At 69.0% G+C, this 16,013-nt stretch carries 12 protein-coding genes and 2 pseudogenes; 8 read left to right on the top strand and 6 right to left on the bottom strand.

The features are described 5' to 3' along the window. Positions 1-30 precede the first annotated feature (30 nt). Both ACWGI6_RS26145 and ACWGI6_RS26140 read left to right on the top strand, forming a co-directional pair. Positions 31-1,404 (top strand): hemolysin family protein, encoded by a 1,374-nt coding sequence (locus ACWGI6_RS26145; protein ID WP_453269772.1) that lies wholly within the window; start codon positions 31-33, stop codon positions 1,402-1,404. Beyond that, the gene (locus ACWGI6_RS26140) at positions 1,401-2,528 is read left to right on the top strand and encodes a hemolysin family protein (RefSeq protein WP_453269771.1); all 1,128 of its coding nucleotides are present in this window, start codon (positions 1,401-1,403) and stop codon (positions 2,526-2,528) included. Before ACWGI6_RS26145 ends, ACWGI6_RS26140 begins: the two co-directional genes overlap by 4 nt. A 76-nt stretch (positions 2,529-2,604) precedes the next feature. On the opposite strand, the gene ACWGI6_RS26135 is transcribed toward ACWGI6_RS26140, so the two are convergent. Together ACWGI6_RS26135 and ACWGI6_RS26130 are read right to left on the bottom strand one after the other, a co-directional pair. After that, a complete protein-coding gene (locus tag ACWGI6_RS26135; RefSeq protein ID WP_453269770.1) occupies positions 2,605-4,503 on the bottom strand; it encodes an AAA family ATPase in 1,899 nt (632 codons plus the stop codon). Between the two features lie 476 nt (positions 4,504-4,979). Beyond that, on the bottom strand, positions 4,980-5,564 hold the full coding sequence (locus ACWGI6_RS26130) for a uridine kinase family protein (protein ID WP_453269769.1): 585 nt from the start codon (positions 5,562-5,564) through the stop codon (positions 4,980-4,982). A gap of 205 nt (positions 5,565-5,769) precedes the next feature. Here ACWGI6_RS26130 and ACWGI6_RS26125 point away from each other — a divergent pair, with 205 nt between their 5' ends. Next, a complete protein-coding gene (locus tag ACWGI6_RS26125) occupies positions 5,770-7,173 on the top strand; it encodes a peptidase C39 family protein (RefSeq protein ID WP_453269768.1) in 1,404 nt (467 codons plus the stop codon). A gap of 4 nt (positions 7,174-7,177) precedes the next feature. Here ACWGI6_RS26125 and ACWGI6_RS26120 read toward each other — a convergent pair whose 3' ends face one another. Further along, complete coding sequence (locus ACWGI6_RS26120; RefSeq protein ID WP_453269767.1) at positions 7,178-7,465, bottom strand: tyrosine-type recombinase/integrase; 288 nt, start codon at positions 7,463-7,465, stop codon at positions 7,178-7,180. Beyond that, a complete protein-coding gene (locus tag ACWGI6_RS26115) occupies positions 7,462-7,893 on the bottom strand; it encodes a hypothetical protein (RefSeq protein WP_453269766.1) in 432 nt (143 codons plus the stop codon). The genes ACWGI6_RS26120 and ACWGI6_RS26115 overlap by 4 nt, the downstream gene beginning before the upstream one ends. A 400-nt stretch (positions 7,894-8,293) precedes the next feature. Here ACWGI6_RS26115 and ACWGI6_RS26110 point away from each other — a divergent pair, with 400 nt between their 5' ends. Continuing rightward, positions 8,294-9,670 carry an NAD(P)/FAD-dependent oxidoreductase gene (locus ACWGI6_RS26110; protein WP_453269765.1) on the top strand — a complete coding sequence of 459 codons (1,377 nt, stop codon included), beginning with the start codon at positions 8,294-8,296 and terminating at the stop codon, positions 9,668-9,670. Beyond that, entirely contained in the window at positions 9,657-12,863 is a 3,207-nt protein-coding gene (locus ACWGI6_RS26105; protein ID WP_453269764.1) for an amino acid adenylation domain-containing protein, read from the top strand. The genes ACWGI6_RS26110 and ACWGI6_RS26105 overlap by 14 nt, the downstream gene beginning before the upstream one ends. 84 nt (positions 12,864-12,947) lie before the next feature. On the opposite strand, the gene ACWGI6_RS26100 is transcribed toward ACWGI6_RS26105, so the two are convergent. Further along, positions 12,948-13,205: a hypothetical protein gene (locus ACWGI6_RS26100; protein WP_453269831.1), complete on the bottom strand. Its 258-nt coding sequence runs from the start codon at positions 13,203-13,205 to the stop codon at positions 12,948-12,950. Between ACWGI6_RS26100 and ACWGI6_RS26095 the strand changes: the two are divergent. From ACWGI6_RS26095 to ACWGI6_RS26085, 3 genes and pseudogenes are all read left to right on the top strand, one after another. Then, a pseudogene (locus tag ACWGI6_RS26095) lies at positions 13,182-13,271 on the top strand (ISAzo13-like element transposase-related protein); the annotation flags it as partial. The gene ACWGI6_RS26100 and the pseudogene ACWGI6_RS26095 overlap by 24 nt on opposite strands. A gap of 87 nt (positions 13,272-13,358) precedes the next feature. Then, positions 13,359-14,158 (top strand): IS5 family transposase gene (locus ACWGI6_RS26090; protein WP_453269763.1). Its coding sequence is split into 2 segments (ribosomal slippage): positions 13,359-13,698 and positions 13,698-14,158, totalling 801 coding nucleotides; the frame shifts between segments, so codons are not numbered across the junction. A 7-nt stretch (positions 14,159-14,165) separates the two neighbouring features. Further along, positions 14,166-15,198 (top strand): annotated as a pseudogene (locus ACWGI6_RS26085) (ISAzo13 family transposase); the annotation flags it as partial. Between the two features lie 14 nt (positions 15,199-15,212). Here the strand turns inward: ACWGI6_RS26085 and ACWGI6_RS26080 are convergent. Continuing rightward, positions 15,213-16,013: beta-ketoacyl reductase (locus ACWGI6_RS26080; protein WP_453269762.1), on the bottom strand; the 801-nt coding region annotated here is incomplete at its 5' end.

The following is a 16,013-nucleotide window of genomic DNA, read 5'->3' as shown; positions in this document are numbered from 1 at the left end:
CCAACCCCCGCATACCACGGAGGCGGCGGCATGACCGGCCCCTTGTTGCTGCTCGCCGCAGCTCTCGTCCTGATCCTGGCCAACGGTTTCTTCGTCGCTGCCGAGTTCGGACTCGTCACCGTCGAGAAGGCGGACGCCGAACGGGCCGCGGCCGACGGCGACCGCCGCGCCCACACCGTCGTCTCCGCCCTGCGGGAACTCTCCTTCCAGCTGTCCGGCACCCAACTGGGCATCACGATCACCTCCTTGGTGGTCGGCATGCTCGCCGAACCCGCGCTGGCCGAGCTGCTGTCCGGACCACTGGCCGCCACCGGCCTGCCCACGGGAGCGGTGTCCGGCACCGCCGTCGTGATGGGCATGCTGCTGGCCTCCGCGGTCCAGATGGTCGTCGGTGAGCTGGTGCCGAAGAACTGGGCGGTCTCCAAGCCACTGCCCGTCGCCCGTGTCGTGGCGGGCCCCCAGCGGGCCTTCTCCCGCTTCTTCCGCCCGGTGATCACCCTGCTGAACACCGTCGCCAACCGTCTGGTGCGCAGCCTGGGGGTGGAGCCGACCGATGAGCTGGCCTCCGCCCGCACGCCCGGCGAACTGGTCTCGCTCGCCCGGCACTCCGCCCTCGCGGGCGCCCTGGAGCAGGACACCGCTGACCTGTTCGTCCGCACCCTCTCGCTGGGCGATCTGACCGCGGAGAACGTCATGACGCCGCGGGTACGGGTGAGCGCCCTGCAGGCGTCCGCGACCGCCGAGGACGTGGTGAACCTGACCCGTGCCACCGGACTCTCCCGCTTCCCCGTCTACCACACCCGTCTCGACGAGGTCGTCGGCATGGTGCACCTCAAGGACGCGCTGGCCGTCCCGGCGCACGACCGGCTGCGCATCCCGGCGGGACGGATCGCGGTGCCGCCGCTGCTGGTGCCCGAGACCCTGCCGGTGCAGGCGCTGCTGGAGCGGCTGCGCAGCGAACAGCCGATAGCGGTGGTCGTCGACGAGTACGGCGGCACGGCCGGTGTGGTCACCCTGGAGGACATCATCGAGGAGCTCGTCGGCGAGGTCCGCGACGAGCACGACGGGGTGGATCTGCCCGAACTGGGCCAGGCCCCGCCCGAGGAGGGCCGCCCCGCTTGGGACGCCGACGGCGGCTGCCGGGTGGACACCCTGCGGCGGATCGGCCTGGACGCCCCGGAAGGACCGTACGAGACGGTGGCAGGATTGGTGGCACACATACTCGGCCGGATCCCGGCCCCCGGCGATATCGCGGAACTCGACGGCTGGCGGCTGCGGGTGCGGCTGGTGTCGCACCACCGCGCCGAGCGGATAAGGATCGTACGGACCGCCACCGTCACGGTGCCCGCCGCCGCCCAGGCACCCCGTGAGCCCGTCGTGGTGGGCGCGGAGGTGGCCCGATGACGCTGGCCCAGCTGCTCTTCGCGGTGCTGCTCGTACTCGCCAACGGCTTCTTCGTCGGCGCCGAGTTCGCCCTGGTCTCCGTACGCCGCAGCCAGATCGAACCCCTGGCGACCGAAGGCTCCACACGGGCACGGCAGGTGCTGCACGGTCTGGAGAACCTCCCGCAGATGATGGCGGCCGCCCAGTTCGGCATCACCGTCTGCTCCCTGACGCTCGGCGCCGTCGCCGAGCCGACCGTCGCCCACCTCCTGGAGCCGGTCTTCGAGACCGTCCGTCTCCCCGAGGCGCTCGTCCACCCGCTCGGCTATGTCATCGCCCTGGCGCTGGTGGTCTTCCTCCACCTCGTCATCGGCGAGATGGTCCCCAAGAACCTGGCCATGGCGGCACCCGAGAAGACCGCCCTGTGGTTCAGCCCGGGCCTCGTCGCCTTCGCACGGCTGTGCCGCCCGGTCACCGCGCTGCTCGGTGCCTGCGCCCGCGGGGTGCTGCGGATCTTCGGGGTGGAGCCGAAGGACGAGGTCGAGGCGGTCTTCACCAGTGAACAGCTGACCCATCTCGTCGAGGACTCGGGCCAGGCGGGCCTGCTCGAACCCGCCGAGCAGGAACAGCTCTCCGATGTGCTGGAACTGGGCAGCCGGCCCGTCACGGACGTCCTCCTCGACCGGGCGGGCCTGGTCACCGTCGAACCGACCGTGACGCCCCGCCAGGTGGAGGAGCTGACCGTACGGACCGGCTACTCCCGCTTCCCGGTGTGTGCGCCCGGCGGCGCGTACATGGGCTATCTGCACGTCAAGGACGTTCTCGACCTGGAGGAACGCGACCGCGCGGTGCCTCAGCGCATCTGGCACCCGATGACGACGCTCCGCGCCGAGCTGCCCCTGGACGACGCCCTCACGGCGATGCGCCGGGCCGCCTCCCATCTGGCGTCGGTCGCCGATGCGACCGGCCGGGTGCTCGGCCTGGTCGCGCTGGAGGACGTCCTGGAGACGCTGGTCGGCGAGGTCCGCGACCCGGCCCACCGCCGGGCCCCCGCCGCCCGCGTCCACCGGAGAGCGGGCGACCGGGTCAGCGAACCCCGCGAGGAGGCACCGCTGCCGGCCGAGGACCGTGCCATGGCCCGCTGAGCCGGCCGGAGCGCGTCCGAGCCGGTCTGTCCGCCTCCGCGGCGGATGGGCCGGGCCGGAGGTGCGGTCCCGGTGCCTAGAGATCCAGCCCCTTCGGCGGCGGCCCCTGGATGTCCGGGCCGCGGCCCGAGAGGACCTCGCCGTAGGCCTGCATCAGGTCGGGCAGCCGGAGGGTGGCGAGATCGTCGCGGGTGGGGGTGCCGCGCCAGGTGGAGAGCCGCAGATCGCGGTAGGCGCAGCTCTTCTCGTAGAGGGTGCGCAGAAAGCGGCCGTTGCCCAGTTCGTCGATCCAGCCCTGTTCGACGACATGGCCGCTGATGCTGCACAGCTCGTCGCGGGACTCCTCGTCCCAGTGGTCGCCGTTCTCGGCGGCCAGCACCTCGCCGATCGCGGTGAGCTCCAGCGGCCGGTAGCTGGGGAAGTCGACGCGGCTGGTGAAGCGGGAGGACAGGCCGGGGTTGGCGGCCAGCAGCCGGTCCATGCCCTCCGGGTAGCCCGCCAGGATGACCACGAGCCGGTCGCGGTTGTCCTCGGCGCGCTTGAGCAGCACCTGCAGCGCTTCGTCGCCGTAGGCGTCGCCCTTGCTGTAGCCGGAGTTGGACAGGCTGTACGCCTCGTCGACGAACAGCACGCCGCCCAGCGCCGAGTCGATCAGCTCATTGGCCTTGACGGCGGTCTGGCCGAGGAACTCGCCGACCAGATCGGACCGTTGGGCCTCCACGAGATGGTCACCGCCCAGGAGTCCCAGGGCGTAGAAGACCCGCCCCAGTATCCGGGCCACGGTCGTCTTGCCGGTGCCGGAGGGACCGGAGAAGACGAAGTGTCGTTTCGGCGGCTGCACCGGCAGCCCCTGGCTCGCGCGCAGCCGAGCCATCCGCAGCTGGGCCGACAGCGCGCGCACCTGCCGTTTGACCGGCTCCATGCCGACCATCCGCTCCAGTTCCGCCAGGGCCTTCTCCAACAGCACCGGATCGGCGGGCGCGGCGGGCAGCCGCTCGGCGCCGCGCGGCATCGGCGCCGTCGCCTTGACCCGGGCCGCGGCATCGCTCCCGGCCGGCACGCCGCCCAACTCCCCCTCCGGCCCGTCCGCCTCGCCGGTCACCAGCAGCTCACGGCCGTCGAGCGGATCGAGCGGGGCCAGATCGCCGCCGCCGGCCTCCTGGCCGAGGCCGGATGCGGAGACCGTCGCGAGATCGACGCCCTCGTCCAGGCCGTCCCCCTCCGCGATGGCGGCGAGCCGCGCCGCGGTGTCCATGAACGCCGGGTCGACGCGGTGCACCGCGCGGTAGAGGGGGAGTGCCGCGGCGCTGCGGCCGGTGCCCTCATGGGCGCGAGCGAGCCAGTAGCGCAGCTCCTTACGCTGCGGCTGCTCGCTGCGGCAGCGCATCAACGCGGCCGACAGCAGCGGCTCGGCCTGCCCGAACATCTCCAGCCGCACCCGCGCCATCCCGCCGAACAGCCCCGCCTCGATGCCCAGCACCGGATCGCCGAGCAGCGGTTCGGTGTGCCGTACGAGCTGGTCCCAGTCCTTGACGAGATAGGCGCGGCAGGCGTGCAGAAAGCGCACCTGGGGGTCGGTGTCGACCGGCGGGCAGCCGGCCAGTGCCTGGTCCAGCTCGGCGACATGGCGGCCGTCGAGCCAGTGGGAGGCGTGGGCGAGCAGCAGATCGCGGCCGGTCTCCAGCACCGGCTGCACCCACCAGCCCAGCCAGTACCAGGAGTTGAGGGTGCGTCGGTGGCGGGCGCGCATCTCACCGAAGCGGTCGCGGTGCCGGTGCATCCGCAGCAGCGCGATGGAGGTGTCGGCGCGCAGTGCGTGCAGGCCGAGCCAGGCGTCGGCCATCGACGGGTCGAGGCGTACCGCCGCCCGGAACTCCTCCTCCGCCTGCGGATAGGCGCCCACGGTGTAGGCGTCGACCGCGCGCAGCCACGCGAGCTCGGCCGGGGCGGGCGAACCCTGAGTGCCGACATCCATCCCGTCCCCCCACAAAACGTCCCCCCGAGTGCCGCCGGGCGAGTGCCGGGCCGCGGCCTCCCGAACCGGCGTACGGCGGGCGGGAGTTGACCTTCTCCGCGCGCACATCGGTCCCGGCCTGCGGTGGCACGGACTGGCATCGTACCTGCGGGATCGGTGCAGGTCGTAGAGGGCGGTACGGGGCAAGAGCGGACGACGGGGCGCGGCGCGGCGGCGCGAAGAATGCGGTGACCCAGGGTGAGGGAGGGGCGGCGCCGAGCGGCGATAAGAGAGGGTTTTGCACAGAACGAAGCCCCCGATCACGGGGGAACAACCGGGGGCTTCGCATCTGCGGGCGGTCCATAGAACCGCACATTAAGAACGTAAGTCCTGTACGCCCCCCAGGTCAAGCCGAGTTGGGGCACTCGGCGGGACCCTGTCGGCGCCGCTCGGGCCGCCGGCCGCGGTTCGCTACAGAGCGTGAGATGCGGGGCCGTTCAGAGCGTCGTGGAAGGTCCCATGAGCACCTCGTACCCCATCTGCTTCTGGTGCACCAGGAAGTCGGCATACGGACGCGAAGGATCCGCTGCGAAGTGCGCGCGCTCCGCTGGTATCCAGCCACTCCAGAATGCGGAGAGCCCCGGTCCGTCCCGGAGTCGTCCCCTTTCCCATGAGTCCTCGCTCGCCAGTTCCATCCACAGCAGGCTCGCCAGATACGGGCGCAGCGCCCGCCGGCCCGTCCCCACGCCTTCGACCAGCACCAGCGGCGCGGGCGCCAGCTCACGCTCCTCGGTGAACCCGCCGCGTACCCAGTCATAGACGCCGTACCGCGCCGTCTCCCCCCGGGACAGCGGCCCCAGGACCTGGGCACCGAACCGCTCGCTCCAGGCGAACAGCTCCTCATGGGTGGCGAGATCGTCCGTGTGCACCACCGGCGCACCACCCAGCGCATCGGCCAGCCGCCCGGCGAACGTGCTCTTGCCCGACCCCGCGTGCCCGTCCACCGCGATCAGCCGCACCGGCCCGCAGGACGGCGGCGCGGCGCGCAGCCGAGCGGCGAGCGAAGCCAGATCACGGTCCATTGCGCCAGCGTACGCGCGGGGACCATGCCCCTCTTCGTGCCAGTGGTCCACACCAATATTCGTGCGGCGACGCGCGTCGTAGCGCCTTCCGAAGCAGGCCCGGAACGGGAATAGTTGAGCCACTGCTGATCCGCCCGTGCCCGCCCGCGGCCCCGGCCCGACCTTTCGCACCCGCTCGTACGCATCCGACTGGGGGACCTCCACCATGACCAGCTCCGCGCCCCGGCGCACCGTCCTGGCCGCCGCTCTTGCCGCCGCGGCGGGTGTCGCCACCCCTTCGGCGCAGGCCGCCGACGCCACCCGCAGACCCGCCGGCACCGCGGCCCCGGCCACCGCCACCACCCCGGACGCCCCCGCGCGCCGATCGAAGAGCCTCGTGGACTATCACGCCTGGACCACCACAGCCGACTGGACCAAGGGCCACGCCAAGGGCACCGCCCTCGCGCACGGCGCCCGGCCCGGCATCCGCCTGGCGCACCCGGCCGGCACTTTCGACTACCGGGATCCGCACACCGGCAGGACCGCCACCTGGGAGTACGCCACCTGGACGTCTCCGGTCCACCGCCTCAAGGCCCCGGCCACCGAAGTGGTCGCCTCCTGGAACGCGCACACCCCGTCCGGCACGTGGATCGCCGTCGAACTGCGCGGCACCTACAGCGACGGCGGCCGCACCCCCTGGTACGTCATGGGCCGCTGGACCGCCGGCGACAGCGACGCCGACATCCGGCGGACCTCCGTCGACGACCAGAAGGACGGCAAGAGCAGCATCTCGACCGACACCTTCGCCATCGACACCCCGGCGAGCGGCCTCCGCCTGACCTCCTACGAGCTCCGCGTCACCCTCTACCGCAAGCCCGGTGGCACCCTCACCCCCACCGTCCGGCGGCTGGGCGCCATGGGCTCGGACATCCCCGACCGCTTCGAGGTGCCGGCGTCCGTGCCCGGAACGGTCGGCCGTGAGCTGGTCGTCCCCCGCTACTCGCAGGAGATCCACAAGGGTCAGTACCCGGAGTACGACAACGGGGGCGAGGCCTGGTGCAGCCCCACCTCCTCCCAGATGATCGTCGAATACTGGGGCCGCAAGCCCTCCCAGCAGCAGCTGTCCTGGGTCAACCCCGACTACGCCGACCCCCAGGTCTGCCACGCCGCCCGCTACACCTTCGACTACCAGTACGACGGCTGCGGCAACTGGCCTTTCAACGCTGCCTATGCCGCCACCTACCAGGACCTGCAGAGCGTCGTCACCCGCCTGTCCTCCCTCACGGACGCCGAACGCCTCGTCCACGCAGGCATCCCGGTCATCACGTCCCAGTCCTTCCTGAAGACCGAACTCGACGGCGCGGGCTACGGCACCGCCGGCCACCTGATGACCATCGTCGGCTTCACCAAGACCGGCGACGTCATCGCCAATGACCCGGCCTCGCCCGACAACGCCGCGGTCCGGCGCGTCTACAAGCGCCGCCAGTTCGAGAACGTGTGGCTGCGGACGAAGCGCCACGACGCAAATGGCCAGGTCAAGAGCGCTACGGGAGGCGTCTGCTACCTCTACTTCCCGGCTAAGCCAGCACCAACTCAGCACCGGGTACTCGCGGAGCTGGGAATCCGGTAGCGGCTCACGCCGCCAGCCCGACCGACAACTCCTCCGGCAGGTAGCCCTCGAAGGTTGTCGCCACCACCTGACGGCAGCGCTCACGCCCGTCCTGGGTGAGGTGCCCGTAGCGGTCGACCGTGACTTTGATGGACCGGTGCCCCAGCCACCGGGACACCTCGTGAATGGACACTCCGTTCGTCAAGGTCACGGTCGCCCGTTTATGCCTCAGGTCATGAGGTGTGTATTTGCGAAGCCCCAGCCGCTTGATGGCCCGGTCCCAAGAGGCACGGACGAGTCCGGGGTATGTCATCCCACCCTGCTGGTTGGGGATGGGGAACCGGTCGGCGAAGGCAGTGAAGAATTCCGGCACCGGAACGTCGCGCCATTGCGGACCCCGTAGACGCCATAGTTTTCCGCGTGGACCTCCCTGATCAGTCCGGTCAGCGCCGCGTCACGCACCGAACGGGCCGATGCAGGGCTGGTGTCGAACGCATAGAAGGTGGACGGGGCTCCGACGCGGAGAAGTGCATCGGCGTGCAGGGTGGCGAACAGCGCGCTCCAGCCGGGAGCCTCACAGCGGTCCGACTCTTCGAGGAAGCTGATACGCCAGGCTGCTGCCCGGTCGGGCTGGGGATACAGGAGTGGCATCAGGGCATGTCCGATGGGCGCCACGGTGGTCTCGGCAAGCTTTGTCCCGTGCAAGAACCGATCAATCTCGCGAAGGCTCGAGTCGATCACGTGTGGAGGGGGTAGTTCCAAGGGGGCCACCCACCCGTCGCGTCAATCACCTGAAGGGATCGGCGGCTCTCCTTCGAAGGTGATCGTTCGGGTGCGGCCCCTATATGGTCGCGGAGCACCCGAAGAGCGCAATGCTGTCAACCCCACAGGTTTGGTGCACAGATCCGGGCACTACAGGGGACGCCAGCTCGGAGAACAGGGGTTCGTAGGGGTGTGGCGCACGCTCCGACGCCATTTACGTTGGGTTTCACCGAATTTGACAACGACCGACGGTGGTGCCGAGGATGGCCGAACTCGGGTATGGGACAGATATGGAGACCGGCGAGGATCTGCCGACTTTCTCGATCGCTGAGAAATGGAAAATCCCGATAGCGATACTCATGTTCGGGGGAGTCGAACAATGACCAATGCTGTGATCCTCGGTGGCGGGCTCGCCGGCATGCTCGCCGCTGCGGCAATTGCTCCATATGCAGACGAGGTCACCCTCGTCGAAGGTGACCGTATGAGCAGTAGCCCGTTGCCGCGCAGAGGAATCCCGCAGGGCAAGCACAGCCACACGCTGATGTGCGGTGGGGCACTGGCGATCGAGCGGCTGTTGCCGGGAACCATGGACCTGCTCACCAAGCTCGGCGCTCGCCGGCTCGATCTGCCAGCCGGTGTGCTGACCCGCTCGGCCGAGGGCTGGTACCAACGCCATCCCGGCGCCGCCTATGTGCTGGCCTGTAGCCGCCCCTTGATCGACTACGCGGTGCATGAGCAACTCCTGGCCCGCCAACCGATCCGAGTCCGAGCGGGCGCCAGGGTGGTCGGGCTGGTCGGGGACGCGGGACGGGTGACGGGGGTGCGGACCCAGCACGGGGTGCTGAGTGCCGATTTTGTGGTCGATGCGACCGGCCGCGGTTCTCGCGCCCCGAAGTGGCTTGCTGAACTCGGTGTGCCGCCGGTGCGCGAAGCCATAGTTGACCCCGGGCTCGTCTACGTCACTAGGCGCTATCATGCGCCGAGCGCGCAACTGCCCGCAGTGATGATCCAACCGCGCCCGGGCACCGGTCAACCGGGAATGGGCGCAGCGATTTTCCCGATCGAGGACGGGCAGTGGATCGTCACCATGATCGGCACCCGTGGCAGCGTCCCACCGTCCGATGCGCACGGGTACGCCGAATTCGCCGCGAGCGTAGGGCATTCCGTGATCGTGGACCTGCTCGCCGCAGCGCATCCAGCCAGCCCGATCGTGCCTTATCGGGGCACGTTGAACCGTCGGCGGTACTTCGAACGCGCGCGTATGCCGGAGGGGTTCGTCGCCATCGGCGATGCGGTCGCTGCGTTGAACCCGAATTACGGCGCGGGGATGTCGGTCGCCGCGAGGCAAGTGCTGTCATTGCGAAATCAGTTGGCGCGCAAGGGAATCGTCGACGGAATCGGCAAGCTGGTGCAGGCGGACGCGGCCAAGGAAGTGACCGGTTCGTGGAATGCCGCGGTCGGCACCGACCTGTGGTTTCCTGAGGTCCGGACCACTGTCGGCGCCGGTAGTAAGTTGGCGCGCCGATTCGCAATCCGGTTCGCCAGGACCGCTGCGGTGAATCCGGCGCTGTCCCGGGTGCTGTTCGATGTGCATACCCTCACCGCACCGGAACACCGGCTGTTGCGCCCCGGTGTGCTGCTTTCCGTGCTCCGCGGGCCTTTCCGCGCACCGCTTTCGGCGGCGGAGGCAATCGCGCAATTCCCGGAAATTTCGGATGTGCTCGACTCCAAGGAGACGATCCATGCAGGGGATTAATGCCGGACGCAGTATCGTGGTACCGGACGAGACGGTGATCGAGCTGCCGGATATCGGCCTCGTAGGCCTGTTCGCGAAACGGGTCGCCGACGATCCAGAGGCGATCGCGATCTGCGGTGAGGAAGGCCCGCTCACCTACGCCGAACTCGACGCGCGCGCAAACCAACTGGCGTGGTTCTTGCTCAGGCGCTGCGGTCCGCTCGATGGCCGAGTGGTCGCGCTGGTCATGCAACGTTCGGTGCGCTTGGTCGTCGCGATACTGGCCACGCTCAAGGCGGGGGCCGCTTACCTCCCGCTCGATCCGGGCAATCCAGTCGCACGCAACCGGGAAATGGTCCGGAGCGCCGATGCACGCGTGGTGCTCGCCGACGATCCGGACTTGCGCGCGAAAGTGCTTGCCGACACGGGAATCCTCGGGTTCGACGCGAACCCGGACTGCGCCGATGAACCGGTCCACGCCCCGGACATCACTGTGTCGCCTGATTGGTTGGCCTACGTGATGTGCACCTCAGGCTCGACCGGCATGCCGAAAGGCGTCGCGGTCAGCCACCGCAATGTGGTCGCACTGGTACTGGATCACCGGTGGGACACCGGAAACCACGACCGGGTGTTGTTCCACTCTTCGCACGCGTTCGATGCGTCCACCTATGAGCTGTGGGTGCCGCTGGCGCGCGGCGGCCAGGTGGTCATCGCCCCGCCGAGCCAGCCGGACGCAGCGATGGTGCGCACCGCGATCGCCGAACACGGGGTCACTGCTCTGTGGTTGACCGCAGGGTTGTTCCGGCTGATCGCGCACGAGGCGCCGGAGAGTTTCGCCGGCGCACGGGAAGTGTGGACCGGTGGCGATGTGGTCCCGGCCGCTGCCGTGCGCCGGGTCCTCACCGCGTGCCCCGGCCTGGCCGTGGTCGACGGGTACGGGCCGACGGAGACCACCACGTTCGCGACCTGCTACCAGATGCGGGACGCGGGGGCGGTTCCCGATGTGATTCCGATCGGTCGGCCGATGGACAACACCAGGGTCTACCTGCTCGACGACGATATGACCGAGGTGCCGGCGGGCGAGCCCGGTGAGGTGTGTATCGCGGGTGCCGGGGTGGCCCTTGGCTACCTCGGCCGGCCGGATCACGTTGGCGAGCGGTTCCTGGACGACCCGTTCGTGCCGGGGGAACGGATGTACCGGACCGGGGATATCGCCCGCTGGTCGGCCGAGCGGCAACTGGAGTTCCTCGGCCGCGCGGACGAACAGGTCAAACTGCGTGGGTTTCGGATCGAACCGGCCGAGATCGAGGTGGTGCTCGCGGAACATCCGGCGGTGGCGCAAGCAGTCGTGGTGGTTCGCGAGGACCAACCGGGGGAGAAACGGCTGATCGGCTATGTAGTGGCGACAGCGCGACAGGCCGACAACGAGGAGTTGGCGATCTCCATCCGGGAGTTCACCCTCGACCGGCTACCCGACTACATGATCCCGACCGCAGTGGTCCTGCTACCGGAACTTCCGTTGCTGCACAACGGAAAAGTCGACCGGAAGGTGTTGCCAGCGCCGGGGGCGCGGTCGATGCTCACCTCGGTGTACGAGCCACCGAGGACCACCGAGGAAGCTCTGTTGTGTGGGGTGTTCGCCGATGTGCTCGATGTCGACTTGGTCGGGATCGACGACGACTTCTTCGCGCTTGGCGGGCATTCGCTGAGCGCGACCATGGCGATCTCCCGGATCGAAGCCGCCTTCGGCGCCACCGTGGCTGGATACCGGGACTTGTTCGAACAACGCACTGCGCGCCGGCTCGGCGCCGCCATCACCGAGGCGCTGCGCAGCGGAACAGCGACCGACGTCAGTGCGATCGTCCCTGTGCCGCGGGATAGGGCGTTGCCGCTTTCCCTTGGCCAGCAAGCAGTTTGGGAGATCGAACAGCAGGATCCGGGCAACCCGGCGATGAACGCCCAACTGGCGGTTCGGGTGCGTGGCAGGTTCGACTTGGTCACCTGGCGGGCCGCGGTGCGCGCCGTTGTCCAGCGGCACGAATCGCTGCGCACGGTATACCGACAGGATGGCGCGGTCGTGGTGCACGAAATCCTGCCGACCTGGCAGGGCGAGGTCAGCGTGTCTAAAGTGGACAGCATGGAAACCGCACGGCAGTTGGCGTCCGATGACGCCGGGCAGCCGTTCGATCTCGGCGCGGGTCCACTTTTGCGTGCCACCGTGCTGAGGCTCGGTGCCAACGACCATGTGGTGTTGGTGACCACACACCGGATGGCGACCGACGTGTGGTCCCTCGGGGTGCTTGGGGACGAATTGTCCACCGCCTACGCTTCGATCGCAGAGGGTCGCGAACCGGATTGGCCGAGGCTGCCGGTGCAGTACGGCGATTACGCGGTGTGGCAGCGAGAACGTCTGACCGGCCTCGACGTGCAGTGGCGGTACTGGCAGGACAAGGTACGTGGATTCGTCGGGGACCTGCGGCTACCGTACGACCGGGAACCCGAGGTTCCGCCGTCGAACGAAAGCGGTGCGCTGGTCTGGCGGTTGCCTGGCGAGCTGATGCAGGGGGTGCGTGCGCTCGCTGTCGAGGAAGGCGCGACCCTGTACCAGACGCTTCTCACGGCGTTCTTCGCCGTGTTCTCGAAGTACTCGGAGCGCAAGGATGTCGCGATCGCCACGCCGATCGCGGGGCGCACAAGGACCGAAATCGAGAATTTGATCGGACCGTTCGCGAATCTTCAATTGCTGCGAACCGATGTCTCCGGCGAACTGGTTTTCCGCGAACTGCTGGGCAGGGTGAAGGAAACCACGCTCGGCGCGCAGACCCATCAGGACTTGCCGTTCGGCAGGCTGGTCCCGTTCCTGTTCGAACAGTTAGAGCCAGGCCAGGACTTGTTCACCAATTGGCCGCTGCGGGTGGCCATCCAGCTGATCAACACCCCGCCGCGGGGCAGCGAAACCGGACACGGCGAAATCAAGATGTTCCAGGGTGGCGTGATCGATATCGCCAACGCCGACGTGGAGGTCTTCCATGGCAGCAGGCGGTTCACCCACTGGGACGTCGAGGTGCACATGATCGAGGACGGCGCCGAGGTGCGCGCGCACGTCGGCTACCGCACCCGGGTGTTCGAGGCCGAGACCGTTCGGCGACTCACCGACGAGGTCACCGAGGTGCTGCGGACGGAGGTCGAGGACTCGGGCCGGTCGTCGAGGTAACGACTTCGAGGACGACGAAACGGCCTGGCCCGCGTATGCAGGCCGGGCCGTCGCTTCTCGCCGGATCAGCTCGTCTGGCCACCGTCAGACCGGTGGACAGGTGACAGCCACGGCCGCGGCGGCCGCGGCCGTGCCGGCGGCGGCCAGAGGCAGTCCGCCGGTAAGGGCGGTGATAGCCGCGAACGTCCGGTCCCGATGGACCACGACCGCAGCCCAGATCATCGACCGCATCTGCCGATACTGAGACATGGGCTCCGGGACAGCCCTTAGGGCTTGCAGGGAATCAAGGTGTTGCTTCCCGTTCCGGCGGTCGTTGGTCTCAACGAGCAGGCCCGCGAGCACCGGGACACCGGTCAGCCAGTGACCAGCGTGGACACCAAGAAGAAGGAACTCGTCGGCGAGTTTAAAGAGCTCCTAACGCAACGTGGGTAGCCGTGTCCTGCGTAGGGGTGTGTCGGTTGCTTGGGTGTGGGCGAGCGAAATCCCCAACCGTGGGTGGTTGACGATGAGTTGTGGTCGAGGATCGAGCCATTGCTGCCGAGGCCATCAGGTGGCGGCCAGCGGCCGGGCCGGAAGAGGGTGCTGGAGGACCGCAAGGTGCTGTGCGGCATCCTGTTCGTTCTCTACACCGGCATCCAGTGGGAATGGCTGCCCCAGGAGCTCGGGTTCGGCTCGGGGATGACCTGTTGGCGCAGGCTGCGGGACTGGAACAACGCGGGAGTCTGGCAGCGGCTGCACGAGGTGCTGCTGGACGAGCTGCGGGCCGCCGACCGCCTGGATCTGTCGCGGGCGGTGATCGACAGCTCCCACGTGAGGGCACTCAAGGGCGGCCCAAAACCGGACGGAGCCCGGTCGATGGGGGCCGGCCGGGCTCCAAGCACCACGTGATCTGCGACGCTACCGGCATCCCACTGGCCGTGGCCCTGACCGGCGGCAACCGCAACGACGTCACCCAGCTGATGCCCCTGCTGGCAGCGGTCCCACCCATCCGCGGCAAACGCGGCCGCCCCCGGCAGCGGCCGAAGGAGGTCCATGCCGACCGCGGCTACGACCACGATTGCTACCGCCGCCAGGTCTGGGCGAGAGGTATCAAGCCCGTCATCGCCCGCCGCGGCACCGCCCACGGCTTCGGGCTCGGAGCCAAGCGATGGGTCGTGGAACAGACGATCGCGCTACTGCACTGGTTCGGCCGCTTGCGCATCCGCTGGGAGACCCGCGACGACATCCACGAGGCGTTCCTCAAGCTCGCCTGCTCGCTGATCTGCTGGCGACGCCTGCGAACCGTGTTGCGTTAGGAGCTCTAAGAACAGTGGACGGCAGTGGCGGCCTGCGGCCGATCCGGTACGGGTGAACGTCCATGACTTCGCCGACCTGCAGCTGGGCAAAGCCGTCCCCTACGGGATCTACGATCTCGCGGCGAACACCGGCTGGATCATCATCGGCATCGACCACGACACTGCCGCGTTCACGGTGGAATCGATCCGCCGCTGGTGGCACGACCAGGGCCGGAGCACCTACCCAAACGCGACACGACTACTGATCACCGTGGACGCGGGCGGCTCCAACGGCTACCGCATCCGGGCCTGGAAACTCGAACTGGCCACGCTCGCCGCGGAAACGGGGCTGACCATCACCGTGTGTCATCTGCCGCCGGGGACTCGAAGTGAAACAAGATCGAGCACCGGCTCTTCTCCCACATCACCATGAACTGGCGCGGCAGCCCGCTGACCAGCCACGAAGTCATCGTCCAGTCCATGGCCGCGACCACCACCCGCACCGGCCTGCGGGTGAGGGCAGGGCTCGACACCAACACCTACCCGGTTGGAGTCCACATCGGCGACGCGGACCTGGCCGCCCTGCCACTGACCCGGCACGCCTTCCACGACGACTGGAACTACGCCCTGCACCCGCAGCCCTGCCTGGCTATCCCGGCGGCCAGGGCCCCGCAGACGCTGAACCCAGAATGGGACCAGGCCCTGCTCTCCAACCGCACACTGACCGGAATGTCCCCACAGCAACTGGCCCGCCTCGCAGAGACTTTGACTGCGGGCGGCGATACCCAGCGCGGCCGCCCGCCCCGGCTGGCCTTCCCCGACCAGGTCTTGGCCACCGTGCTCCTCCTACGGGTCGTCCTGGCCGCAGAACCCCTCGCCGTGCTGTTCGACAGCAGTCGAACCGCCGTGCACCGCACCCTGCTGAAGATCAGGAGGCTATTCAAGGCACACGTCATCGTCATCGCGCCGGCCCAACCCCGCCCACCGCCCTCACAGCCCTCCAGGCTCGGGTTCGAACCCAGAGCAACAACCTCAACAGCGTGATCAAGATGATGTGTTAATGATCTGCAAGCCCTTAGGCGTCGTCGCCCAGTGCCATGCTGATCAGGGCGTCGGTGTCCAGGTCGTCGATGGCCGGGCCTGCTGCAGCTTCCAACGGTGGGGCGGCCGGGGCCTGTTTGTCTGCGGACAAGGCCAGCAGGGTGTCCATCAGTCCGGCGGCACGCAGCCGCTCGAAGGGCACGGAGCGCAGGATCTCCCGCACCCGCGCCTCCTCGGCCCTGTCCCGGGCATCCGTAGCGGGAGCCAATTCGGCAGCCAGGTACTCGGCGAGTGCGCGCGCATCCGGAAACTCGAAGACGAGTGTGGACGGAAGACGCAGGCCGGTCAGTGCGTTGAGGGTGTTACGGAACTCCACCGCGCCCAGCGAGTCGAATCCGAGCTCCTTGAATGAGCGGTCGGGGTCGATCTCTGCGGCCGACGAATGGCCCAGGATCACCGCCGCCTGCGCGCGCACCGTGTCCAGCAATGTTGCGGCGCGGTCCGCTGCGGAGCGGCCGGCGATCTTCGCCCGCAGTCCGGCCTCCCCGGCCGGTCCGGAACCCGCTGCCCGTCGGCTCCTTGTGCGGACTATTCCGCGGAGGAGAGCAGGTACTTCACCGACGCCGAGAGCTTCCAGCGCCTTCGGTACGAGGCCGATGGGGACCACCGCGGGCCGGTCCAGCGCGGCGGCGGCGTCGAACAGAGCGAGTGCCTCGTCCTCGGCGAGTGCGCGTGCACCCGAGCGGTCCAGGCGTCGGCGGTCGGCGTCGGCGAGGTCACCGGCCATGCCGGAGCTGGTGTCCCACAGGCCCCAGGCCAGTGACAGAGCCGGCAG

Source organism: Streptomyces sp. NPDC054786, from assembly GCF_053611685.1.
The sequence above is the reverse complement of the archived record's forward strand: the minus strand, read 5'-3'. Positions and strand labels throughout refer to the sequence as shown.